We start from the raw sequence: 24,641 nt of genomic DNA, 5'->3' as shown, positions 1-24,641 counted from the left end.
CCGCATTTCTGCGCGCGAAACCACCGAGGCGGTGAATTATTTTTACATTTCGTGGCATATACCTTCTATATTTTTGAAAAGGATGGCGATTTTAACAGGTTTTGTATTTTTGGCTGACGGTTTGTGGTCGCGCCAGGAAAGTGAGTGGTTAATGGATATCGAATGTTACGATGACCTGACCGGTGAACAAATACATGAATGGCGTGAATTTGTGGCCAGCTGCCAGCATCAGCACCCCAGACAGGACCCTCGGTTTGCCGATGTCGAGCGTGCAATCGGCGGAACTGTGGTTTTTGCGATCGCGCGTCGACAGGGGGAAATTTGCGCCGTAGGCCTGTTTTCGCTGTACCGCAGCCGAATATTGGTGGGCAGATATTCGGTAGCCCTGGCGCTGAGCGGGCCGATCTGCGACGATCCCGAGACGCTGACTGAATTTGTGGTCGCCGTGTCAGGTCACACTCGTTTTGCAAAGGTCGATGCCATCAAGGTCACGCCCTATTGGCTGGATGATGACGCCGATCAGCTGCATCAGAGATTTACGCAAGCCGGGTTGGAGATAACCGATCCAGCGCCCCATCGTGATACCGGGCTGATTGACCTCGACCGTTCTTTGGATGAGTTGCGCAGCTCGTTTTCAAGAAGTGCGCGTCGAAACCTGCGAAATATCGAGGCAACGGATGTCGAAATCCGTCACATCACGTCGCCTGATCAGATCGCGGTTTTTTTTGATTGCCTAAACGCGCTGGTGATCAAGCCCAACAACCTGACCCCGGTCACACGCCCCGAATACGAAGCCGGATTTCAAAATGTATATAGCGACCCCGAGGCCGGGGTTCTGTTCACCGCTTATCACCAGGACACATTCTTGGGCGGGTTTTTGTTATATCGCAGTCGGATTACGGCCTTTGCCCGGCGTTTTGTGGCGGACCCCGCCGCGGCCAACCTGATTGGTAATCTGCGCATTGCTCCATTGCTTTGGCTCAGGGGGATGAAGTGGGCGATGGAGCAGGGATGCACAAACTTGGATGTCGAAGGGTATCTGCCCGATATCGACCGCAGCCATCCTGATTTCAGCGTTCTGGAATATAAAACCTATTTCAAGCCACGCCCGGTCAGACGCGTGGCAGAACATACATTGGTCACTCATCGTCTGTTCCACCAGGCAAATGTGGTTCCGTCACAGTTGAAACAGGTCGCACGGCGCGGTGTCAGGGCGGCGCAGGCCCTGACCAAATCGGGGTAGGGGCCACGGCGCTGCAGGAGGTGTGACGCGTGTTTGGATTAGGACAGAGAAAAAAGCTGATCCTGCTGCGTAGTGCGGCCCATCGCGGCGCCGGGGCTTTTCTGCATCAAGCTTGGGCAACCGTTGCAGATATCGGATTGCGTCGAAGAAATCTGGTGTTTCAGCTTGATGGGGATGACTTTCTGAAAAACCAGCCTGCGGATGATCCAACACTTGAAGTTAGCAGGGTTTCAAGCTGGCACGATCTGCCCGAGACCCTGCGGCGGCGACTGGAATCCGGCGAGGAAAACCTGGAATGGGGCGACAAGAGCTGGTTCGACAAAGATCGCTGGCTATGGGCGGCAACCCTCGACGGAGAGGTCTGTTGCCTTGCCTGGATTTTGGGTCCCTATGAAGATGAACACTTCTTCTGCGCGGTGCCGTCAGATGCAGAAATACTTTTTCAGATCGTTGTCCTGCCTGAATTCAGGGGGCGTAGCTTGCAGGTCAGGGTACATCGGACCATGATGGCCGAAAGGTTGCAGGCGGGAACGCGGCGCTTTTTTATCGCCTGTCACGAATACAATTACACGTCACGGAGAAACATAGAAAAACTTGGCTTCAGGTTGATCGGATTTCACAATGAATCGCGCTTTACGTCCCGCCAAAGCTGGAAGCCGCTGACAAGATGACGCGGAACCGAATTGCCGACGCCGTTGCGAACATGCCCATGAGGGCAGGCAGTTTTTGGAAGCAGGATGCGCAGGGTGGTATTCTCGCACTATTTGCGAACCGGAAGGTGCATTATGCATTTCAGACACGGGTCGCGATACATGCTGCGTGTGATGTGCTGGGGCTGCAGGACGGGGACGAAATTCTGGCACCGGCTTATAACTGCGGATCAGAGGTTGACCCGCTTGTGCAGGCCGGACTGAAGGTGCGGCTTTATCCGGTCGGTAAAGACCTGCGTACTGATCCCGCGCGGATCGAGCCGCTGATTTCGGATCGGACACGGGCAATCTATGTCACGCATTATTTTGGAATTCTTCAGCCTGAACTGACAGCCCTGCGCGCGCTTTGCAACAACTATGGGCTGCGGATGATCGAAGATTGTGCGCTGAGCCTTCTGAGCGGAAAAAGCCCGGCAGAAGGGCGCACCGGCGATATCTCGGTTTTTTGCTTTCACAAATTCGTACCGGTGCCGGAAGGCGGGGCGTTGGTCGTGAACGCCCCCGATCTGACCGCGGCTGCGCCGTTTCCACGCCCGGCACCGGGAAAAGTGGTCGCGAAGATAGTGGCACGGTCAACCTTGGTAAATGTGCTGGGATCTACCCGGGCCCGAATCCTGAAACGTGCTTTGTCCGGCGGGTCTGGGATGACAGAACCGGACCATGTAACAACCGACGAGATAGACGATATTCCCGGGCACTATTACTTTGATCCAGATTTGCAGAGGCGCCGTATCAGCGTCGTTGCGTCTCGGCAGCTTCGTTCGTTTTCGGTGTCTGATACCATCAAAATCCGACGAGCCAACTGGCATCGATATCGCGAGCGTCTCGAAAAGGTACAGGGCGTTGAGATGTTGAAGTCGGAACTCGAAACCGAGACTTGCCCACTGATCATGCCGCTTGTGGTGAACGGGCGCGACCGGGCAGCGCGTGATTTGCAGGCGCGTGGTATCGGTGCCACGCCTTGGTGGGCTGGGTTCCATCGAAATCTGGATTGGACCGGTCAGGATGAGGCAATAGCGCTAAAGAACCAAGTTCTGTCCTTGCCGCTGCATCAATATCTTTCAGAGGATCATATCGATCACATTGTATCCGCTCTGCAAGAAGTGCTTTCGAGCTGAGGTGCGGGACATGTCCTGAGTAAGGCGAAGTCCAATGCAGAACCTTAATGCGCTGTGACGAGTCTGGATCTTATTTTGGCCACCAACTCCAATGTCATGCTTTCGACGCCTTTGGGTTTACCGCTTAGCTTCCAAAGCAGGAAATGCGTACCGATGTAGGTCAAGATCCCGACCAGAACCTTGATCGCAAATCGAAAGCGCAGCAATGGCAGGTCTTCCTCTGTTTCATAGGCCCAACCCACCGCGTCGCCGCTGCCAAAGGCGCTGCTGACGAACAGAACAACAGAAACCATCGCCAGAGTGGACACAAATGACCGCCAGGCAACAGTTATTGGCCCAAAAAACGTGCGGGTTCCATAACGTTTCGCAATCATCAGAGTTGTAAAGATTGTGACCAAGCTGGCGATGCCTGCTGCGATCAGCGCGCCTAAGAAACCGAATTCCACCCCTTCGCGCATCAGCAGGCAGACGAACACCAAAAGGAACGTGTTCCGGATAAACAGTATCCTGGTAGAGCCTTCAATATAGGCGGCGGACCGCACGTTTTCGTGCAGCGTTTCAAGCGCCTTGAGCGGGGCCAGAATCCATATGACCTGTACGATGCCCAACCACTGCCAGCCGATCACGACCACGACGATATGATTGGCCACTAATGCCATCCCAAGGGAAACCGGTAACACGATCGCAAGAAGCAATTCGTTCAGCCGATTAAACGCCTCATCTTGGCGGTCGGTGTTGCGCGATATATCTGCAAGCCCGGGATAAAGCACACGTTGCAACGGGGCGAACAGCTGTGTTGTGACAAGTGTACTCAACCTGTTCCCAAGCCGGAATACACCCGCATCGGCCAGCCCCAGGGTGGCACCGATGATAAGTTGCGGCATGTTGTTCGAGAAAAACAATGAGACTTGGGCGCCCGTGGTCCAGACCGAAAAGGACAAACAATCGCGCCAGCGTGCCAATGACAATCGTATGGTCATGGGGGCCATGCTGTAGGTCCAGATACTGCGCGTTATCAGCGCACAGACACTGGCGACGATAATTGACCAGAAATCACCCCAAAGCCACGCCAGACTGATTGCAATGATCGAATACACGATCCGGCTTATCGTTTCTTCGGCGGCGGCGAAACTGAACCGTAGTTTGCGTTCAAAAAGGACGAAGCGGGGGCTTTTCAGAGCTATAATCAGTGAAAGGGCACAAAGAATGGGTGCCAGTTGGATCAGCTCGGGTATTTCGAGCAGGGCAAGCAATGGCTGGGTAACGTAGAAAAACAGCGCAGCGACGACGCCAAGGATTACCTGAAAGGTGAAAACGGTTTTGAGATGCTCAAGAGTGACATCGTCCAGTCGGATCAGAACTGTTGCGATCTGCCGCTGCATCATTTCCAAAAAGGCCGTGGCGACCAGGAAATAGGCGGCGATACCGAAATCTTTTGGTGCAAGCAGCCGGGCGGTTACGATCAGTGTGATCAATCCAAGCGCTTGCCGAAACAGGCTGGAGGCAAGCAATGTGGTTGCCCCCACCGCAAGAGCGGACGTGCGGGCAGACGTGCTTTTATCCACAACAGGATCGGACGGCTGCTTCAAACTGTTAACTTCCCAAACTCATAACAAACGACGCATATCTGCATTAATGTTTCCATATTCGCGATCCATTGTGAGGTCCTTAGACGTGTGAGATCGCGATTCTGGTGTTCTGACCAGACGACTGATAAGTGTCAGCATAGTGCTATTTTGTATGTGCCTCGCAACGGTTTTGTCTTATTTGTCAAATGATACTCGTATCTCGTACTCGTACGTTGAATTCTGTTTCAAAGTACATTCTCAATTGGTGTCATGAATTGGACACCAAATGCAGAAAGAAGCCAAGCACGACGGTTTACATGTCTTTTGTCACGGCAGGATAGATAATTGGGTGCTGAGTTTTAGAGCGGTATTGCGGTATGAAAATTGCAATTTTCGGGCTGGGTTATGTGGGCTTCACGGCGGCGTGCTGTTTGACCCGCGAAGGGCACGCGGTAATCGGCATCGACGTGAACGCCGATAAGGTTGCTGAAATAAATGCTGGTCAGCCCCCGATTAAAGAACCCAAAGTGGCTGAACTGCTGACCGAAGCGCTTAGCAAGAACCTGATACATGCGGTGGTGGAAACACCGGATCTTTCTGATGTAAATTTGGCCATTGTCTGTGTCGGCACACCCAGCGCGACTGACGGGTCCCATAACATGGATTTTGTGGCTCAGGTGACGCGCCAGATTGCCGAGACCGTGTTGCCCGATCGGGCGCGGCCACTGACGGTGGCGTATCGCTCTACCTTCCGGCCCGGCACGGTGCGCCAATTGATCGAGCCGATCTTTCGGAACGCTTTGGGGGAGCAGACGGGACAGGCCGTTGAAATCATCTACAACCCGGAATTCCTGCGCGAAGTGTCGGCGGTGGACGATTACTTCAACCCGCCCAAGATCGTCGTTGGCACAGCGGATGGAAATCGCTCTGACGTGATGGACGCCCTGCACGAAAATCTGGACGCCCCTGTGTTCTATACCGCCTTTGAAGAGGCCGAGATCACCAAGTTTGTCGACAACACATGGCACGCGACCAAGGTGGCGTTCGCCAATGAGATCGGCCGCATCTGTCACCGGATGGGCGTGTCGGCGAAAACCATGCACGAGATTTTCGTCTCGGACACCAAGCTCAACATCTCGCCCTATTACACCCGTCCCGGGGGTGCGTTCGGGGGGTCCTGCCTGCCCAAGGATGTCCGCGCGTTGCAACACATCGCGGGTGAGGTGGGCGCGCATACACATCTGATCGACAGCCTGTTGCAGACCAATCAGGCGCACAAGACCTATCAGGCGCAGGACATCATGGGCCGGTTGCCCGAAGGGGGCAGGGTGCTGATGGCAGGTCTGGCCTTTAAGGCCGGAACCGATGATCTGCGCGAAAGCCCGAATGTCGATATCGCGCGGCGATTGCTGGACGCAGGCTATCAACTGTCGGTCTATGATCCTGGCATCGAACCCGCTGATTTGCGAGGCCAGAACCTGGGCTATGCCTTTACCCATTTGCCCAATGTAGGCAGCCTGCTGGTGAGCCGGGCCACGGCCGAGGCCGGCCCCTGGGATCTGGTGATCGGTTCCAACCGGATTATCAACGATCTGAGCCTCGGTGATACGCAGGTGGTGCGGACCTATGAATATGACTAGCCCGCCGCCTGCGGTTCAGCCGATCTCATTTGAAGAATTGCGGAAGAACTCGCCCCTTAAAGGGTTGAAGGTTCTGATCGTGGTCGAGAACCTGCCCGTGCCTTTCGACCGCCGCGTCTGGATGGAGGCCCGTACGTTGGCCGCCGCAGGCGCGTTGGTCTCGGTCATCTGTCCTACCGGTAAGGGCCATGAGGAACGTGTGTGGGAAGACGAAGGGATCAAAGTCTATCGCCATCCCCTGCCTTTGGATGCCAGTGGGGCACTGGGCTACCTGCTGGAATACGGCGCGGCGCTGTTCTGGGAAAGCTGGCTGGCGTTGCGGATCAAGCTGACGCGCGGTTTCCATGTCATACATGGCTGCAACCCGCCCGATCTGATCTTTCTGGTGGCGCTGCCGTTCAAACTGTTCGGGGTGCGCTATCTGTTTGACCACCACGACATCAACCCCGAGCTGTACGAGGCCAAATTCAACAAGCGGGGTTTCTTCTGGAAACTGATGAAGAAATTCGAGAGGCTGACATTTGCCTCGGCGCGGGTGTCGATTGCCACCAACGAAAGCTATCGCAAGATCGCCGTCGAACGTGGCGGCATGGCGCCTGAGGATGTCTTTGTGGTCCGCTCGGGCCCGGACCTCAGCCGCCTCCAGCACCTGCCGCCGAACCCTGACTGGCGCAACGGGCGGAAGTACATGGTGGGCTATGTTGGCGTCATGGGTGATCAGGAGGGGATCGACCTGCTGCTGCAGTCGGTGGCGCATCTGGTGCAGGTCCACGGGCGCGACGATACCCAGTTCTGCCTTGTGGGCGGTGGCCCCAGCCTGGATAAGCTGCAACAGCAATGCGCTGATATGGGGTTGTCGGATTATGTCACCTTCACCGGCCGCGCGCCGGATCATGACCTGTTCGAGGTGCTATCGACCGCGGATGTCTGCGTGAACCCGGACCGGGTGAACGAGATGAACGACCAATCCACCATGAACAAGATTCTGGAATACATGGCGTTCAAGAAGCCCATCGTTCAGTTCGATGTGACCGAAGGCCGCTTTTCCGCGCAGGAGGCATCGCTTTATGCAAAAGCCAACGATCCAGTGGATATGGCGGACAAGATCACTGAATTGCTGGCGGATGACGAACGTCGCGCCACCATGGGCCGGTATGGCCGTGCGCGGGTTGAGGCGGAAATGGCCTGGCCCCATCAGATACCCGCTCTGATCGCGGCGTATCAGCGTATTTGGAAAGGGTAGGGGCCGCCCTGGCTATTTAACGATTTTCAGGAAACAGTTCTCGCATGAGAAGGCATGCAATCAAGTGAATCCAGGCACTTTGCTTGACGTATTACCAATTCATGTCATAGTTTTTCTCCCTTTTCGGCAAATGGAATGTTGTATTGCTATATTCTATTCAAGCGCTCAGGGCGATTGCTGCGTCTGCCGTTGCATTGCGTCACAGTATGTATTTTGTTGATGCTTCAAGTACTGCCGCTTTTCCGGTAAGCAACTACATTTCAGGCTTGGGCTCTGCCGGTGTTCATATCTTTTTTGTCGTCAGTGGCTTCATCATGATGTGGACCAATCAAGACGGCAGTAGCAATTGGCGGTCATTTCTAAGAAAACGCTTTTCGCGCATCTACCCATCATACTGGTTAATTGCGGCGCTGAGTATTCCAGCAGCCCTCTACCTTGGCGCGCAACTGCCTGATACTGCAGAAAAATGGTTTGGCGCCTTTTTCCTGCTGCCAGAAGGTGCGAGCTCATTGATCTTTGTGGGTTGGACACTGGCATATGAGGTTTACTTTTACCTGCTGTTTGCCTTGGCACTGGCACTGGGTCTGCCCGCGTTTTACCGGGTTCTGTGGCTGACCGTGTTTTTTGTAGCCAGCATCTTTGTGGGCGTTTTCTTGCTCCCTCCCAGCCTGGGTTTCATGGGACTTCCCAAATTGGCCACCAGTGTTCTGCTTCTTGAATTCGCGGCCGGGGCCTGGATCGGGTGGATGGCAACGCGAGGGTTCAAGGTGACCACCGGCGGAGCCAGTGCCATGATCCTGATAGCGGTGGCTGGGTTCGGCTTAAGCCTTTGGCTGGGTTACAAACAATTTCCGTCGGTAATTTTGTGGGGTATCCCCAGTATTTTGCTGGTCATTGGATGCGTTTCGTTGGAGGCGCGTGGCGTTGGTCAGCGATTTTTTCAATGGCTCAGCCCGCTTGGGGATTCCTCTTACGCGCTGTACCTCATACACGCGATTCTCATCCCGCTGCTTCTTGCGTTTATCCCGCAACTGGATCACTTGGGACTCTTCGCATTTCTTACACTCTCGTTTGTGATATTTTTGATTAATATATTAATTTCACATCTTTATTTTCTTTATGTAGAGCGACGACTGGTGCGGATGTCTAATCAGCTGCTCGCCGAAAAAACGAGAGCAAGGCGCAGGTCTCAATAGCAAAATAGATGGGTACTATTTCCGCGTCAGAAGATCTTTTGGGCTGGTGTGCGTTGATATAGCGTCCATGGCTCAGCAGCGGCCAGTATCCCGAATCCATCGGCCTGTTGCTGAAATGAATCCATCGCACAGATTACGACGGTTTCCGCTTTTGTTTGAGATAAAACAGCCAAAGCTGAAGCCACTGTGTGATCGGAACCAACACGACACTGAGTGAAACCGCAAGCTTCATGCGTTGGTCGATGCGCCGACCCCCGATCAGAAGGCCGCCTGTCAACACTTCCCACAGGGCAATGCCAAATTCCTAGTCAAACGAGCGCCAGGTAGAATTCGCCACTCGCAGAAAGCCGTCATCGCGCAGGTTGACTTCGGTATTTAGCCGGGCCCACAAGGTGCCCTTTCCGCGTGCGCCAAAATTTTGGGGATCGGTGAAACAGCGCCGCCACCTGCGGTTTCTGTATGCACAAAGAGCAAAGCTGGGACGAGGGCCATGGAAGTCAACCTTGCAACTTTTTTGCAAGGACGGGAAGCCCCGGAAAATCGGCCCGAAGCGCAAGTGGCAACGCGACCATACTCAGGACTAGGCTCCAAAGCACAAACGTTAACCAGTGAATAAATAGAATAGTAAAAGACCCTGAACAGAGGTAACCAACAGCTGACGGGCCGGTCGGTCTTGCGCTGTGATCCGACTATGTAAGAAGCGTTCGAGTTGAATGCGGATCAAGGTTTAAGGGTAAAGCGCCGCCCAAGGGTCAAAAAGGCCGAGCTTGAACTTCCGGTGAAGCCGCTCCGCTCATCCCGTTCGTATTGATACCCAATGTTCATCGCCCAATCCCTTGTGATTGCACGGCTATAAGAGGCGCTAAACGTCCCCCGGGTACGTGGATTCGAGGAGGTTGAGCCTTCTGTTTCCTGATCAACGACGTCAACGCTGAACGACAGTGCCGAGATAGGATTGATGAAATAGTCATAAGTCAGAAAGGCCAATGTCTGGCGTGTTTCCTGGCTGTCGGTACTGGTGCCAACACGGCGTTGAATTGTCGCTCCGATCCGTGAACTGGGCAACCGGTACGAATAGTTGATCTGACCGATCGGAGTTATCTCGTCAAATGGGCCCCGGGTAAAACCGACATCTACACTCAGTGTCCCGTTGGTCCGCTGGAAGAAGCGTCCGGCAGTTGCGTTTAGCCTGGAACCGTTTACTCCGAATATTTGATTGATCCGTACATCGGCGTTTCCGTCTGACAGAGCTTTGTTCCAAGTAAAATTCCAGACGAAGTCTTCGGTGACGTTGTTCGTATTTGTCGCGCGTTGCGTATCGTCGACCTGACTGTAACCAACATCTAACGATACGGATGTGGTGGAAGAGAGAGTATATGCTCCACCCGCTGAAACGGTCGTGGTCTGCGTTTCTGTTCGCGCGTTGTCTTCCGCCTTAAAATCTTCGTAGTTGACGCTCAGATTTCCATCTAAAACCGGAGAAATCCTGAACAGCAGGGCTGCACCGAAAATATCTGAGCTGTTCTCGATCAGGCCAGGGTCGAACGTATCCTTATAACGGCGTTCTCGGTGGCTGTAGTCGAACTGGAATCCCACAGGGGCGTTCAAACCCACAGCCCAGTTCAGATTCGCACGGGTGCTGATCTGATCTCCGGCGGTGCCGATCACGTCGGCAGAATCGATGATACCGTCCAAGTTGGTGTCTGTCAGAGACCGGTTAAAGGCCAAATCCCGTTCGGCATAGTCTAGAAGCACGTTAAGGTTGCTGTTCAAGCGACTGCGGTCATACACCAACCTTGCGGTTGGATCGGAAAACGACGATTCAGTCCCAATGATCGGTTCGTTGGCAATCCGGTATAGACCCGACAAATCGATAGCCAAAGTGGAGTCGTTTGCCTGCTTAAGGATGTTCAGGGCAAGTGTGTTTTCCCACCAGGTCGTTGAACCAAGCGACGGGTCCGTAAGACGTAGATTGTTATCATGCCGCAGCGATGAAAGATAATCCAACGTAATACTCAAGTCGGTCCCAGTAGCGCCCGTTTGGGTAATCGTAGGTGTACCTACCTGTCGGGCTGGGTTCTGCAGGGCCTGCTGTGTAATCAGCTGTTGGCTGGGCGTTTGTTGAACAACTGTTGATTGGATGGTCGTCTGCTGCGGCGCTGTCTGCGCTGCAGCAGTTGTCTGTACCGTCGTTTGTTGTATCGGCGGTTGTGGAAGTGGGTTTTGTTGACCAACCGCTGGCGTCAATGATGCAGCAAAAGCTACCCCGCACCCCAGCGTAGCGGTCAGCCTGTTCCTAAATTTTCCCACCTGTATCAGCCCCTATTCGAACAAGCGGCGTGCTGGAACAACAACAACGTCTCCGGGTTTGAGCAATGTATTCCCCTGGATGCCACCGCCCGAGCCTTTGTAGTTGTATGTATACCTGTTCATCACGCCTGTTTTAGTGTCGGGCCGCCGCAATTCGATGCGTTTTCTGGCCGCGAAATTGGTCAAGCCACCGGCCTGAGCCAAAATCTGAAGAATGGTTGTGCCCTCTGTCGCTATATGTTTTCCGGGTGCGTTGACCTCACCCATTATGAAAACCTCGATCGTCGGGCCGGTTGGGGCCAGCGCGCCCTGCAATGGGGGCGGTGCCAGCGATGCCACCGAGATAAATACAGTCGGGGGTGCATTAAAGTTGGAAGACAGCGCCGACGAGAGAGACGAGCTTAGCCCATTGGTGGATTGCCCGGCTGCGCGAAGTGAGCCAACAAGCGGGAAGTTAATGGAGCCGTCTGGCAGAACCAAAATGGTTCGGTTCAACGTGGGATCTTCCAGAACTTCAACCTGAAGCGCATCACCCGGTTGGATTTGATACGAGCCTTGCGCCCACGATCCTGATGCCGCGACCATGGCGAAGACAAGAGTAATCAATGCTCTTATAACTGTACGCATATATAAATCTTTCACTTTTCCCTCCCTTTTTACCTTTATGTTATTTGCAAAACAATCTGTCGGGAATTTGACAGAGGCATGGTGCGGCAGAAATGCAGCGCTTCCGTCCATGCGTTATTGCCCCGCGATATTTGCTGCGTTTAATTGCATTATTACATCCTCTAACGTTGGAAATATATCTAATGGAACCCCGGTTTCTTGGGCCGCTCTAAAGGCGAGCAACGCCTCTTGTGGCCGGTCGATTGCAGCATAGGCTTTGCCCAGATGGTAAAGCACCAAGGGCTGGTCCGGCAAAGCTCTGGCTGCTGGTTCAAGGTAAATGAGCGCCTCTTGATAGCGGCCCAGTTGATAGGCAACCCAGCCATAGGTATCCTGAAATTCAGGTATTCTTGTCCCACGCAACCGTCGCGCTAGATGCGCTGCTTGTTGCAGGCTTTCGTCGTCGTTGCGGTGACTCGTCAGAAGGCTTGCCAATTTGTTGGCCACGATCTGAGACTGGTTGCTGAGAGGGTACAGCTTTTCGTAGACCGCAATCGCCAGGTCTAGTTCCCCAGCCCGTTCATGTTCTTTCGCCCGCAGCAGCAACAGATCCGGGTTCTGTGGCACAGTTGCCAACGCTTCATTCAATATGGCTTGGGCCTGTTCAGGCTGAGTTTGCAGTGAAATCAGGCTAACCCAGACACTGGCTGCATCCGGGTGATCTTTGAGAATCGCGCGGTGGAGTTGCCGGGCTTCGTCCAGCTTACCTTCTCCGGCCAGAACGCGAGCTTTCATAAAGCGCAGGTACAGCGATCCGGGGTCTTCTGCCAGCAATTCATCAAGGCGGTTGGTGGCGCCGATCACGTCGCCCTGTATTAACATCGTGCGAATGAGTGCAATGTCGGCTGAAAAGCCAAATTCAGGATCATTTGCCAATTCGTTTAGAAAAGCCGCCAGCTCATCCATGCGATGCTGAGTCGACAGCATTTGCGCTCTGAGGTCGTCTAACTGTTGACGTACGGCGGGGTCGTCCAGATTGCGAAGTGTGTTCACCACTACTTCGAGCCGTTCCCAGTTTTGAAGTTTTAAATACACACTGCCCAGAGCCAGCAATAATTCTGAGTTCTCGGGGGTATGGTAAAGAGCGTCGATCAATACGCGTTCGGCAACTTTTAGGTTTTCCTCCTCAATCAAGTGCCATGCATAGTTCAGCGTTTCTTCCGGTGCGTTCCGGGACACTTCCGTCGCAAGTGCCAGCATTTTACCCATCAGTCCCCGATCATCGTTGCGCTCATGCGCGCGGGCCATCAAGGTCATAAGTTGCGAATCCCGAGGCGTGACATCCAGCGTTTTGCGCAACAGCACGATTGTGTCGTTGATTTTATTTTCTTCTATCAACCACGCTGCCTTCAATTTTACAGCTTCAGTGTGTGTTGGGTCTTCGACAAGGACGCGCTCAATCAAAGCTCGGCCTTCCTTGGTCTCGCCGACATCCAATAGCATCCGGGCGAATTCCACTTCGCTGTCGCGGGTTTGCGTGGTCCGCTTTGCGTTCGCAAGCAACTCCCGCATCTCGCCAAGTGCGGTTTGCGTGTCCCCGATCTGGAATTTCAGCACTGCCCGCATGGTTTTGAATCGCGGCGTATCGATTGCGTCCAAAGCAATGATCTGATCCAGCTCGGCAATTGCCAGGTCAGGGCCACGGTACTCTGCCAGAAACGCGATGAGTTTTTGCGTCGAAAGGGGGTCCTGCGCCTCCTGCTCTGTTTGTTCCCGCAGAAGGCCTTCGGCCGCATCCAGTTTCTTATGGCTGATATAATGTTCAAAAAGACTTTGCTGAATGCTTGTGTCCTCGGGGAAGACCTGCTGCATCTGCATCAGCTGTTTTTCGATTTCTTCGGGCTTTTGCAGTTCCTGCAACGCGCCGAGCCGTATGGCATGCAACTTGGCCTGCTGTGGCGCAAAGCTCAGGGCAATATCGGTTTCGCTTAACACAGTTTCCCAATCCTGAGAGCGGACCAGATCGTCGATGACGATCTGTCGTGCGGACAACAGGTCGGGGCGGTCCTTTAGGATGTCATGGGCGATGGCGACGGTGAGTTCTGCCTCGGCTGTTTTCTTGGTTTTGACGGCCTCGGTATAGGTCAGCGAGTTGTTGAGGGATTTGATCTCGATGTCATCGGGGGCAAGTTCGTTTGCAACACCGGCATAGCGGCGCAGATCTTCCCAGTTCTCGGTTTCCAAAGCCATCTCTGCCAACGCGCGATGTCCCTCGAGGTTGTCTGGGTATTGCTCGACCAGTAACAGAAACTGGCTGTAAGCGATCGAGGTATTGCCGCGTTCACGTTCCAGCCGGGCATAGATCAGGCGAGCTTCTTTGTGTTTGCTATTCAGTTTGAAGACGTTTTTGAATTCGTTCAGCGCGCTCTCGACATCATCCTTTTCAAGGAGGGCTAGACCAGCCTGAAAATGTGCCTCGGCCCGTTCTTCGGCTGTGTCACATGCGCTCAGCACCAGAACTGCCGCCAAAAATACAGCCGCCAATCTGTTGCCAAAGGATAAAAAGGTTACACGCAACGCTGTACTCCCGCAGAATCTACGAAAGGTACCCACCTTGTGGCATGCCCTGCCTCAGCAGCCGGTGCCGCGCAAAACAACGGAAACCGTCCTGATCAGGATGGAAAGATCAGTGCCGAACGACATACTCTTCCAATACTCAGTATCATGAAATGCACGCTCGGCAAAAGTAGACTGGTTGCGTTTGGAAACCTGCCACGGCCCAGAGATGCCCGGCCGCATGGAATTGTAGAAATCGCCAGGATACATTTTTTGCTGGTTCACCATCATAGGGCGGGGGCCGACCATGGACATCTCGCCTGTGAAAACGTTCCAGAACTGCGGTAGCTCATCCATCGAGGATTTGCGCAGAAACGACCCGAACTTGATGATGCGCGGATCATTGAGGAGCTTTTGATTGCGATCCCACTCTTTCCGTGCGCCCGGGTTGTTTGCCAGATGCTTTTTGAGAACTGTCTCGGCGTCATGCACCATGGTGCGCAGCTTGAGCATTTTGAAAATCTTGCCGTCTTTGCCGACCCGTTCCTGCCGATAAAAAGGCGTCACACCCTGGCAGGCCAGAAATACGGCCAAGAATAAAACCATGGGCACAACAAACGGCGCTGCAAGCAGCACAAAGACGATATCAAAGATGCGTTTTCCTACACTTCTGTAAATCCCTGGGTAGGTCGCCAGGGCAGGTGCAACAGAAATATTAGAGTAGCCAGTATCGGCTACGTCCTTCGAATGACTTGTCACTATTTAAACCCCCAGCACAAACAAAAAACCAAGAACCACTTACCCAACTCAGAAACTGACTACGCTCAACCTCGTCACATATTTAAGAAATATTGTTTTATTATATTTCAGAGCATTGCCGTTTACACACACGATACCAGCCTGCTCCACTCGCAAAGATTAACAAATTCTGGTCATCTTGCAAAACATTAATCATGACAGCTTTGTGCGCAGAACCTGAAAAGAGTGGGTATTTCAGGGTTGTTTGGAGCTGGGATGCGCCAGACCTGATTGAGGGTCTTGTGAGGTTCTGTATCCAATACTGCAACAATTTGCATAAAACTTAGTTTTTGGTGCTTAATACTGCATTGTGCGGCGGGGCGGGAATTTTCTTTGTGAGGCTAGTCTTTGGTCTCTTTGCCGCTTTTCTGCACAGTCTTCTCAAGTGTTTGATGGGCATTACGACGGATACCACCAGGGATTGAGGTGGGCGAGCGCCAAATCACCAAGTGTGAAATTTAGTGCTGATTGCTAGTGTGGTTTTGTGGCAGAGTAGTCCCCAGCTGCATTTGATTTATGTAATATGTGTATCGTGTAAGAGGTTTCTGGTGGTTCAGGGTATGAGTGTGGGTAATCTCCGGGGGGCCAGTACGAGGTTTGACAAGGCGGAAGGCAACCGTGGTGCAATGGCGTCCAGTGACGGGTTTTATTTAGAATTCTTCGGGCTGGACCGGCGCCCCTTTACGCTGCTTCCGGACCCTGGGTTCATGTATTGGTCACCGCTGCACAAACGCGGTTATTCGGTGCTGCAATTTGGGATCATGAGCTGCGCACCGATTACGCTACTGACTGGTGAGATCGGGGCCGGCAAAACGACCCTGGTTCAGCAACTCCTGAGCGAAATGGAACAGCAAATCACCGTCGGGCTGATCTCCAACGCACAGGGCGGGCGAGGAGAGCTGCTGCAATGGGTGCTGCATGCGCTGGGTTTGCCGATAAATAAAGACGCCACCTACGTGCAGCTGTTCCGGGCGCTGCAGGATTTTCTGGTCTCGGAATATGCCGCTGGGCGGCGGGTGGCTCTGATTTTCGATGAAGCGCAGAACCTGACAGTCGAAGGGCTTGAAGAAATCCGCATGCTGACCAACATCAATGCCAACACGGATGAGTTGATCCAGCTTGTTTTGGTCGGACAGCCCGAACTACGTGATTTGGTTCTGGACCCGAAAATGCGCCAGTTGACGCAAAGGGTGGCTGCAAGTTTCCATCTGGAGCGGATGGATGAAGCTTCGGTCGAAGCCTACATCCGGCACCGGATGAAGACGGCGGGTGGCTCAGGCGAAGAGTTCACGGATGACGCCTGCGCACTGATTTTTCAGCAGACCCGCGGCGTTCCGCGCCTGGTGAATCAGTTTTGCGATTTCGCTCTGATGTACGCTTGGACCAACGAAGCTGACAAAGTTGATGAAGATGTTGTCAATCAAGTGGTCGAAGATGGTGTATTCTTCGGGGGGAATTCACTAGAAAAGGAGGCAATAGTCTGAAATGGGCCCGGTTCGTTACTATTCTTCCATTTTTCTGAGACGGCTGCCGTATTTCCTTGCTGTATCTTTGGTTGTTTCGGTGGCTTCTGTCATCATAGCCATAACCTTGCCACCGTCATACGAGGCCCAAATGCGGCTGATCGTTGAATCTCCTCAGATTCCGTCGCACATGGCATCCAGTACAGTCAATACCACTGCCTTCGAACAGTTGCAGATCGTTGAGCAGCGCCTGCTCACGCGGCCGGTACTTTTGGACATCGCGCGAAAGCAATTGGTTCTGGAAAACATAGACAATGCAAGTCCCGACCAGATTGTTGGCATCATGCGCAACAACACGACAATTTCAATTAATGCTGGTCAGGGCCAAGCTAGCCTTATGACAATTTTCTTCAATGCGCGGTCGGGTCAGATCGCTGCCGGGGTATTGAATGAATATCTGACCGAGATTCAGAAACTTGACGTGTCCTATCGCAAGGACCGCGCGTCTGATACGCTTAGCTTTTTTGAATTAGAAGTCGAGCGTCTGGGAAAGGAATTAGACATACGCAGTTCTCGGATACTGGAATTCGAGAGAGAAAATTCCGAGGCCTTGCCAAGTAACCTGCAATTCCGGACCGCGCAGCAAGCGGCATTGCAGACCAATTTGGAACAAACGGATCAGCAAATTTTCTCGCTTAAAAGCCAACGCGAGAAACTTTTGGAGATTTATGGTTCGACCGGCCAGATTGTTGGCGTGACGCCGCAAAACAGAACGCCTGCGCAGGCACAGCTGGATCAGTTGCGAAATGAACTGGACACAAAGCTGGCGATCTATTCGGAAGCCAATCCGCAGATAAGGCTTCTGCGCGCCAGAATTGCCAAGCTGGAAGAAACTGTCGTTGCCGAACAGGCAGCCAATACTGCGGCGACCAACCCTCAGACGGGCAACTCGACGCTGGACCTGCAACTGGCTCAGTTTGATTCTCAGATTTCGGCCCTTGAGGATCAGAGGATCTCAATTGTGGATCGCTTGGCCAAGCTGACGCTGACGATCGACCAAACCCCAGCCAACGCTATTGCCCTTGCAGAGCTGCAGCGGGATCATGACCACATCCAGGCCCAATATAATAGTGTGGTCGATCGATTGGCCGCGGCATCGACCGGTGAACGGATTGAAGTAACAGCACAGGGTCAACGCATTTCTGTGATCGAATATCCCGTCGCACCAGCTAGGCCAACAAAACCCGACCGCATGATGGTTGCCGCTGGGGGAACTGCCTTTGGCATTTCGCTGGGCTTGGCTTTGGTTATTCTGCTGGAACTCCTGAACCGAACCGTGCGTCGTCCAGAGGATCTGATCAACAAGCTCGAAGTGTGGCCGATCGCAACCATTCCCTATTTGCCCTCACGTGGAGAGATGATCAGGCGCCGGATTGGCTGGAGCATGGTTGTCCTGGCTATTCTGATTGGTGTGCCCGCAGCAGTTTGGGCTTTTCATACGTATTATTTGCCGCTGGATTTGATTGCAGAACAAGTGATCGAAAAGTTGGAGGTCTATTGGTGACTTTTGTATCTACAAGATTGGACGGGGTGTGATGGATCGTCTTCAAGAGGCAATTCGCAAAGCTCGCAATGAACGCGAAAGTCGCCAAGCAGAACCTATTCTGCAACCCGAGGCTCCGCAGCCTGTTCCAGCTGATGACAGTCAAGATGCCTGGAGTTCTCTGCCCGAGTTGCAGATTGATCAGAACTTGATCGCTCGTAATCGTCTGATTGCCTATCACGGCGGGCCTGAAGCCGCCCCTTACGATATGTTGCGGACAAAGATGATTCAGCAACTTCAGTCCAACGGTTGGCGGCGCATCGCCCTGACATCCCCGTACAGCGGATGTGGTAAAAGCACGGCGGCCGCTAATCTTGCCTTTAGTCTGAGCCGTCAGAAAGACCTGCGTACAATCGTCATTGATTTTGATATGCGGCGTATGGGGTTGGCCGAAATCTTGCGGCAGACCGGCAATCACAGCATGTCCGATGTCATTAACGGAAACATTTCGTTTGAACAGCATGCGCTGCGCCATGGTGAAAATGTAATCTTTGGATTGAACTATTCGTCAACACGCAATCCAGCCGAGATTCTGCAAAGCCGGGCCATGATCGAAACACTGGAACAAATCGAAGCAGAGTACCAGCCAGACATCATGCTGTTCGATACTCCGCCGTTGATGGCCAGTGACGACAGCCATGGGTTCCTTAAGAACGTTGACTGTGCCCTGCTATTGGGGGCCGCAGAGGAAACCAGCGTGGACCATATCGATGTGGCCGAACAGCAACTGGCAGAGCTGACAAAGGTCATGGGCATCGTGCTGAACAAATGTCGCTATATCAGCGAGGCTTTCGGCTATGAGTACGGCTCGTACTGATCCGGCTCCGGCGGATGCGGTCATTATTCCCCATTACAACGACCCTGATAGACTGGATCGATGCCTGCGGGCGTTGATGGAGAACGACACCACCGATACAGAAATCGTGGTTGTAGACAACGCGTCTCCGGTCTCGTTGGACGAGGTGAAGCAGGCCTTTCCTGATGTGCGGTTCATCACTGAAACCCAGAAGGGCGCGGCGCATGCCCGTAACAAGGGTATTGCCGAAACCACAGCGCCACGGTTGTTTTTTATTGATGCCGATTGCGTACCAGCGCCTGACTGGCTGACGGTCGGTCGCGCAATCGCCGACCGGGCTGACCTTGTCGGAGGCAGGGTTGACGTCTTTGACGAGACTCCACCACCGCGCAGCGGGGCCGAGGCGTTCGAGGCCGTTTTTGCATTCAATTTCCGCAGATATATCGAGGTTCAGGGGTTTTCCGGCGCAGGCAATCTGCTGACGCGCCGCGACGTGTTCGACGCGATCGGCGGGTTTATACACGGTATTTCGGAAGATCAGGAATGGACCATGCGCGCTGTCGCGCGAGGTTATAGTCTGGTGTACGAGGATCGGTTTCGTGTCAAACATCCGTCGCGGCAAGATTGGCCCGCTCTCAGAACGAAATGGCGACGCATGACACAGGAAGCGTATCAGTTGAACGGAACCGGAGGCAAAGCACGCCTGAGATGGGCAATCCGGGGATTGGCAATGCCTGCCAGTGCGATGGTGCATACGCCAAAGGTTCTGGCCAGCAGCAGACTGAATTCAACCGGTGAAACCTTGCGAGCTATTGCCACTCTTATCCGGCTCAGGTGTACACGAATGGTCTGGATGCTGCGCCAGGCCGCGGGTGGCTCCATCTGAACGAGGTCCGGTAAGTAAGCACGGCTTAAATTTACCATAACATTGATTCCACGTCTTGAAACATGCGTTACACCCGCATTTGGTCCCCGCTTGGCTCCAAAAGGCTTAACGTTATTTTTTTGACGTACTCGGAACAGTCTCGGTCTGAGCGCACAATTGTTTAGCCCAGCTTTGGTAACTGGTTCTGAAACATGGCTCATACAACCGGAAACCACAAAAACCGCAGAGCGCGCATATTTATCCTTCGTCCCCCTCTAAATTTCGTGTAGCCTCAACCGCGATGTACATACTGAGTGCAGGCGCTCAAATTTGCAGCCGAATTATTTGTTTTATTCGTTTGTAGTGCCTGATCGTTTTAGAAAACCGACGCGAAGCAATACCGGTCGGATTATAACTGCAGAGAGCGCTGATGAACGCGTCTGATTTTGATCCCAACGACATGCATCTAACCGCCAAGCGGATTCTGGTTACGGGTGGCGCAGGCTTTCTCGGCTCGCACCTGTGCGAGGCCCTGCTGAAACAAGGGCACGAGGTTTTGTGTGTCGACAATTTTTTCACGGGTCGGCGCGGAAACCTGCACCACCTGCTACAAAACCCCCGCTTCGAGGTCATGCGCCATGACGTGACCTTTCCGCTGTATGTTGAAGTGGATGAGATTTACAATCTGGCCTGCCCGGCCTCTCCGTTCCATTACCAGCACGATCCGGTCCAGACGACCAAGACGGCTGTGCATGGTGCGATCAATATGCTGGGACTGGCCAAGCGGGTCGGTGCTCGAATTCTGCAGGCTTCGACGTCCGAGATTTACGGCGATCCGCAAATTCACCCGCAAACCGAGGATTACGTCGGCCACGTCAATCCGATCGGACCGCGTTCATGTTATGATGAGGGCAAACGCTGTGCCGAGACGTTGTTCTTTGACTATTACCGCCAGCACAACCTGCCGATCAAAGTGGCGCGGATCTTCAACACCTACGGGCCGAACATGCATCCCGATGATGGGCGTGTCGTATCCAATTTTATCATGCAAGCCCTGAACGGAGAGCCTATCACCATTTACGGTGACGGCAGTCAGACCCGGTCCTTCTGCTATGTATCCGATCTGATTGACGGGCTGATTAAGCTGATGGAATCCTCTGATGATGTGACCGGGCCGATTAACCTGGGCAATCCGGTGGAATTGAGCATTCGTGAGCTGGCCGAGTCAGTGATCCGCCAGACCGGCTCGAACTCTGAGCTGGTGCAGCGCCCGTTGCCGCCAGACGACCCAATCCAACGCCAGCCGGATATCACGCGAGCCCAGGAACAGCTGGGGTGGTCACCTCACGTACCGCTGGAAGAAGGGCTGGAAGCAACAATCGCCTATTTCCGGCGCATAGCTGTGGCGGCGGAGAGCGCTGTAGAACGGATATGAACGTATCGGTTTCCTCTGATAGGCCATCTTGGCGAATTGGAGGATTTCTGCTGCTTGCCGCGGCGGTGCTTGCCTGTTTGTCCGTGCTTTTGATAAATGGCGGGCCTCTCTACTACTTCGACACCGGCAGTTATATTCGACAGGGCAACGTGGCGCTGAACAGTTTGCTGCCAACAATAAGCGAGAGCGGCAGCGCAGGTGGAAGTAGCGCTGCGGATCAGGACAATACCGCAACCGGATCCCGGTCACTGATCTATGGCATTGTCATGGCCCTCTTTTTTCGCGCGGGCGCCCTTATTGCCGTTCCAATCTTTCATATGGCTGGCATATTTCTGGTTGTTTGGCTTCTGGCACGGACGACAAACCGCACTCTGGAAGAGGCCCGCAGCACATCTTTGCTGACCACAGTGCCGCTTCTGGTTGCGGCTCTTTCCTCATTGCCGTTTTACATCGCCTATATGATGCCGGACATATTTGCGCCGGTTTTGCTGATCGTAATCGCTGCGCTGACGGCGGTCGGTCGCACAATGCGAGGCTGGGAACTTTTTGTGATGTCAGGTCTGGCTGTGTTTTCCGTCATTTCACACCCGTCACATCTGGCAATCGCTGGGCTTATGGTGCCTTTTGTGATCCTGGCCGCCCTATTCATGAAAGCACGGGGGCGATGGCGGGCAGTGATATTGCTTGTGATCGTGCTTGCGATTGCAGTGGCCGAGCGCAAAGCCTTTCAGATCGCGGTGGAAACCAAAACAAACAAAGAAGTCGTCTATACACCCCACATCACCGCGCGGCTGATTGTAGATGGGCCGGGCATGGACTACCTGAACGACGCCTGCCCCGACACAAACATACCGACATGCGCCCTGCACGAGGCCCTTTCATGGTCTGATGATCCCTATCGGTTGACTGTGTCGCATATCATTTTCGAGCGCTCGCCCAAGCTTGGATCATTCCGGCTTATGTCAGCAGAAGACCAGAAGAAGGTTGCACGTTCCCAGCGTGACTTCGCCAAGGCTGTGTTTCTTTCCCGTCCCATTGCCACATCTTGGGCCCTGGCCAAGAATGGTTATCGCCAAATTTTGCGTGACAGCGTTTGGATGACAATCCCGACAGAGCAGGCGCTTGACAACGCTCGCCATCTTGCACGGTTAGACGACTCTCAACTGCATCTGATTCAAGGCGGCCTGCTGTCCAAGGATCGCGGTTGGCTTACGCCGGTTAATGCGCTGCACGGCTTTATCTATGCCGTTTCGTTTGCTGTTATCGTGGTCTTTTTGCTGACCCCGCGCAGCGTGCCGCGCGATATCAAGCTATTTGCCCTATTCATCCTGATAGGAATTGCGGTCAATGCGCTGGTTTGTGGTGGGGTGTCACAGCCAGCGGACCGATATGGCGCTCGCGTGATGTGGTTGCTTCCGTTCACTGCAGCCTTTCTTCTTATCATAAGGTGGCCCCCTGCCCTGCGCGCCGCCACCAAAAGGGATTTGTGATGTCGGATCATTCATTGTCCATTAGTGTCGTTATGCCCGCCTACAATGCCGAGCATATGTTGCCCCGCGTTCTGACCCCGCTGATTGAATTGCTGAATGTCGGACAGGTGCAGCAGGTTCTGGTTGTGGATGACCAGTCCCCAGACGGAACGGCCGCGCTTGCACACGAGATGGGCGCGACGGTCCTGACAACGCCGGTCAATGGTGGGCCGGGCGCGGCACGCAACCTAGCCGCGCAGCACGCCACGGGCGATATACTATGGTTCGTCGATTCCGACGTCATCGCCTGGCCTGACGGACCGGAACATATCCGCCGCGCCATGTCCGAGGACAATGTCGCGGCTGTCTTCGGCTCGTATGACGATGCGCCGGACGGGCAGTCCTGGTTCTCGCGCTATAAAAACCTATTGCACCGCTACCACCATCAGCGCGCGCGACGCGAGGCCCGGACCTTCTGGGCTGGATGCGGTGCCATCCGGCGTGATGTCTTCCTTGAGGTCGGCGGGTTCGACGTAAAAACCTATGAAGTCCCCTCGATTGAAGATATCGAGCTGGGGTATCGGATTGCCAATGCCGGATACCGTATTCTTGTTGAGCCGCAATTGCAGGGCAAGCATTTGAAGGTCTGGACCATGCGCAACAGCCTCAGCACGGACATCTATTGCCGCGCCCTGCCCTGGGCCCGGCTGATGATCTCGCGGGAAGGGCTGACAGACGATCTGAACACCTCGATGGCCGAACGGGCCCGAGCCGCGACTGCGGGTTTGCTGCTGCTGTCGGTTCTGGCCCTGCCCGTCTGGCCGGGCACTTGGCCCCTGCCTTTGCTTTTACTAGTGGCGGCTTTGGTTGCAAATTTCGATTTGGTGCGCACGATGGCCGGGCATGGTGGGGCGTGGTTTGCCTTTAAATGCCTGCTGTATCACCAAGTCTACTACGTCTATTCGGCCACGATCTATGTCTGGTGCCTGTTCGAGTATCACGTTCTGGGGCAAAAGCAGAAACTCCATGTCACCCGAAACTGAAATTTCGGGCCCTGCGGCACGGATGCCGGATTTCCTAATCCTTGGCGCCGCGCGGGCCGGTACAACGGCGCTGTACAGCCATCTGCGGCAAAACCCGAGTATCTTCATGCCGTCCGCCAAAGAGCCCAATTTCTTTGCTTTCGAGGGCGAAGCCTTGAATTTCTCTGGGCCGGGCGCGGACTATGTCAACAACTCGGTCACGCAGATCGCCGACTATCATGCCCTGTTTTCCGATGCGCCAGTGGAGGCGGTCTGCGGAGAAGCATCCCCGCTATATCTTTATGCACCCAAGGCGCCTGAACGCATTCATCGCCGTATTCCCCGGGTGCGTATGGTGGTTATTCTGCGAAATCCAATAGATCAGGCCTTGTCCCATTACCTTTATGCGGTAAAGCAACGGATCGAACCGCTCGAGGATTTTTCCGCTGCATTGGACGCCGAAAACGAACGGCTTGCCGCAGGTTGGCAACCCCTGTTTGGGTATTCGCGCTTTCCGCTCTATGCACAGCAATTATCGCGCTATTTCAAGCTTTTCGACCGCAGCCAATTCCTGATCCGAACCTACGAAGAATTTCAGGACGATCCGAAAGACGTCATCGACAGCATCACTGCATTCATCGGGGCCGATACAAGCTTCCAATCTGACCTGTCATCGCGGGTAAATGCCGGCGGCGTGCCGCGCAGCCGTCTGTTTCAGGATTTCCTGATGAAACCCAACCCGATCACCGGAATGATCGCCCGTGTCATGTCACAGGAACTGCGCTGGAAAATCAGGGATCGCCTGTCCCAATTCAACCTCAAACGCGAGGTGGAAATGCCAGACCGCGCACGCGCGATCCTGCGTGAAAGGTTGCTGCCGGAAATCGAAGATTTGGAACATCTGTTGGACCGCGATCTAAGCTCCTGGCGAGCCTGATCGCACTTCTGGCAACAATTCCCCCAAATCCAGCAGAATGTGCATGCCGTACTTGTCGTTTTG

Annotated in this window: 19 protein-coding genes; 14 read left to right on the top strand and 5 right to left on the bottom strand. The window is 53.9% G+C overall.

Going from position 1 to position 24,641, the window contains the following annotated elements; translation table 11 throughout:
• Positions 1-151 precede the first annotated feature (151 nt).
• The 3 genes from ACR0DL_RS11100 to ACR0DL_RS11090 are packed head-to-tail and all read left to right on the top strand — an operon-like array spanning position 152 to position 3,071.
• Positions 152-1,243 (top strand): lipid II:glycine glycyltransferase FemX, encoded by a 1,092-nt coding sequence (locus tag ACR0DL_RS11100; RefSeq protein ID WP_480689146.1) that lies wholly within the window; start codon positions 152-154, stop codon positions 1,241-1,243.
• 29 nt (positions 1,244-1,272) lie between these two features.
• A complete protein-coding gene (locus tag ACR0DL_RS11095) occupies positions 1,273-1,914 on the top strand; it encodes a GNAT family N-acetyltransferase (RefSeq protein WP_480689144.1) in 642 nt (213 codons plus the stop codon).
• Positions 1,911-3,071 (top strand): DegT/DnrJ/EryC1/StrS family aminotransferase, encoded by a 1,161-nt coding sequence (locus tag ACR0DL_RS11090; protein WP_170376743.1) that lies wholly within the window; start codon positions 1,911-1,913, stop codon positions 3,069-3,071. Before ACR0DL_RS11095 ends, ACR0DL_RS11090 begins: the two co-directional genes overlap by 4 nt.
• Before the next feature lie 44 nt (positions 3,072-3,115).
• On the opposite strand, the gene ACR0DL_RS11085 is transcribed toward ACR0DL_RS11090, so the two are convergent.
• Entirely contained in the window at positions 3,116-4,660 is a 1,545-nt protein-coding gene (locus tag ACR0DL_RS11085) for an oligosaccharide flippase family protein (protein WP_480689142.1), read from the bottom strand.
• A 356-nt stretch (positions 4,661-5,016) separates the two neighbouring features.
• On the opposite strand from ACR0DL_RS11085, the gene ACR0DL_RS11080 reads away from it, so the two are divergent.
• The 3 genes from ACR0DL_RS11080 (at position 5,017) to ACR0DL_RS11070 (ending at position 8,718) form a co-directional block, all read left to right on the top strand.
• Positions 5,017-6,279 carry a nucleotide sugar dehydrogenase gene (locus tag ACR0DL_RS11080; RefSeq protein ID WP_480689140.1) on the top strand — a complete coding sequence of 421 codons (1,263 nt, stop codon included), beginning with the start codon at positions 5,017-5,019 and terminating at the stop codon, positions 6,277-6,279.
• Entirely contained in the window at positions 6,266-7,522 is a 1,257-nt protein-coding gene (locus ACR0DL_RS11075) for a glycosyltransferase family 4 protein (RefSeq protein WP_480689138.1), read from the top strand. The genes ACR0DL_RS11080 and ACR0DL_RS11075 overlap by 14 nt, the downstream gene beginning before the upstream one ends.
• A gap of 143 nt (positions 7,523-7,665) precedes the next feature.
• Positions 7,666-8,718, top strand: coding sequence for an acyltransferase family protein (locus ACR0DL_RS11070; protein WP_480689136.1), 1,053 nt, complete (start codon positions 7,666-7,668; stop codon positions 8,716-8,718).
• Between the two features lie 720 nt (positions 8,719-9,438).
• Here the strand turns inward: ACR0DL_RS11070 and ACR0DL_RS11065 are convergent.
• The 4 genes from ACR0DL_RS11065 to ACR0DL_RS11050 all read right to left on the bottom strand — a co-directional run bounded on the left by ACR0DL_RS11065 (position 9,439) and on the right by ACR0DL_RS11050 (position 14,949).
• Entirely contained in the window at positions 9,439-11,028 is a 1,590-nt protein-coding gene (locus ACR0DL_RS11065; RefSeq protein ID WP_480689134.1) for a hypothetical protein, read from the bottom strand.
• A 12-nt stretch (positions 11,029-11,040) separates the two neighbouring features.
• Positions 11,041-11,766 carry a polysaccharide biosynthesis/export family protein gene (locus ACR0DL_RS11060; RefSeq protein WP_170411922.1) on the bottom strand — a complete coding sequence of 242 codons (726 nt, stop codon included), beginning with the start codon at positions 11,764-11,766 and terminating at the stop codon, positions 11,041-11,043.
• A 3-nt stretch (positions 11,767-11,769) separates the two neighbouring features.
• Positions 11,770-14,178, bottom strand: a complete 2,409-nt coding sequence (locus tag ACR0DL_RS11055; protein ID WP_480689132.1) for a tetratricopeptide repeat protein — start codon at positions 14,176-14,178, stop codon at positions 11,770-11,772.
• Between the two features lie 87 nt (positions 14,179-14,265).
• Positions 14,266-14,949 (bottom strand): sugar transferase, encoded by a 684-nt coding sequence (locus tag ACR0DL_RS11050; protein ID WP_480689130.1) that lies wholly within the window; start codon positions 14,947-14,949, stop codon positions 14,266-14,268.
• Positions 14,950-15,695: 746 nt separating this feature from the next.
• Between ACR0DL_RS11050 and ACR0DL_RS11045 the strand changes: the two genes are divergently transcribed.
• From ACR0DL_RS11045 to ACR0DL_RS11010, 8 genes are all read left to right on the top strand, one after another.
• Positions 15,696-16,472 carry an ExeA family protein gene (locus ACR0DL_RS11045; protein ID WP_254438758.1) on the top strand — a complete coding sequence of 259 codons (777 nt, stop codon included), beginning with the start codon at positions 15,696-15,698 and terminating at the stop codon, positions 16,470-16,472.
• Between the two features lie 130 nt (positions 16,473-16,602).
• Positions 16,603-18,015 carry a GumC family protein gene (locus tag ACR0DL_RS11040; RefSeq protein ID WP_480689128.1) on the top strand — a complete coding sequence of 471 codons (1,413 nt, stop codon included), beginning with the start codon at positions 16,603-16,605 and terminating at the stop codon, positions 18,013-18,015.
• Between the two features lie 31 nt (positions 18,016-18,046).
• Positions 18,047-18,871, top strand: a complete 825-nt coding sequence (locus ACR0DL_RS11035; protein ID WP_480689126.1) for a CpsD/CapB family tyrosine-protein kinase — start codon at positions 18,047-18,049, stop codon at positions 18,869-18,871.
• Complete coding sequence (locus ACR0DL_RS11030; RefSeq protein WP_480689124.1) at positions 18,852-19,736, top strand: glycosyltransferase family 2 protein; 885 nt, start codon at positions 18,852-18,854, stop codon at positions 19,734-19,736. The genes ACR0DL_RS11035 and ACR0DL_RS11030 overlap by 20 nt, the downstream gene beginning before the upstream one ends.
• Before the next feature lie 409 nt (positions 19,737-20,145).
• Positions 20,146-21,150: a UDP-glucuronic acid decarboxylase family protein gene (locus ACR0DL_RS11025; protein ID WP_437440774.1), complete on the top strand. Its 1,005-nt coding sequence runs from the start codon at positions 20,146-20,148 to the stop codon at positions 21,148-21,150.
• A gap of 77 nt (positions 21,151-21,227) precedes the next feature.
• Positions 21,228-22,640 (top strand): hypothetical protein, encoded by a 1,413-nt coding sequence (locus ACR0DL_RS11020; protein ID WP_480647477.1) that lies wholly within the window; start codon positions 21,228-21,230, stop codon positions 22,638-22,640.
• Positions 22,640-23,662: a glycosyltransferase family 2 protein gene (locus tag ACR0DL_RS11015; protein ID WP_480689122.1), complete on the top strand. Its 1,023-nt coding sequence runs from the start codon at positions 22,640-22,642 to the stop codon at positions 23,660-23,662. The genes ACR0DL_RS11020 and ACR0DL_RS11015 overlap by 1 nt, the downstream gene beginning before the upstream one ends.
• Positions 23,646-24,578: a sulfotransferase domain-containing protein gene (locus tag ACR0DL_RS11010; protein WP_170350105.1), complete on the top strand. Its 933-nt coding sequence runs from the start codon at positions 23,646-23,648 to the stop codon at positions 24,576-24,578. The genes ACR0DL_RS11015 and ACR0DL_RS11010 overlap by 17 nt, the downstream gene beginning before the upstream one ends.
• Positions 24,579-24,641: the final 63 nt, after the last annotated feature.

The sequence above is a fragment of the Ruegeria sp. BB5 genome (genome assembly GCF_056539405.1).
This window is presented reverse-complemented; position numbering and strand designations above follow the sequence as displayed.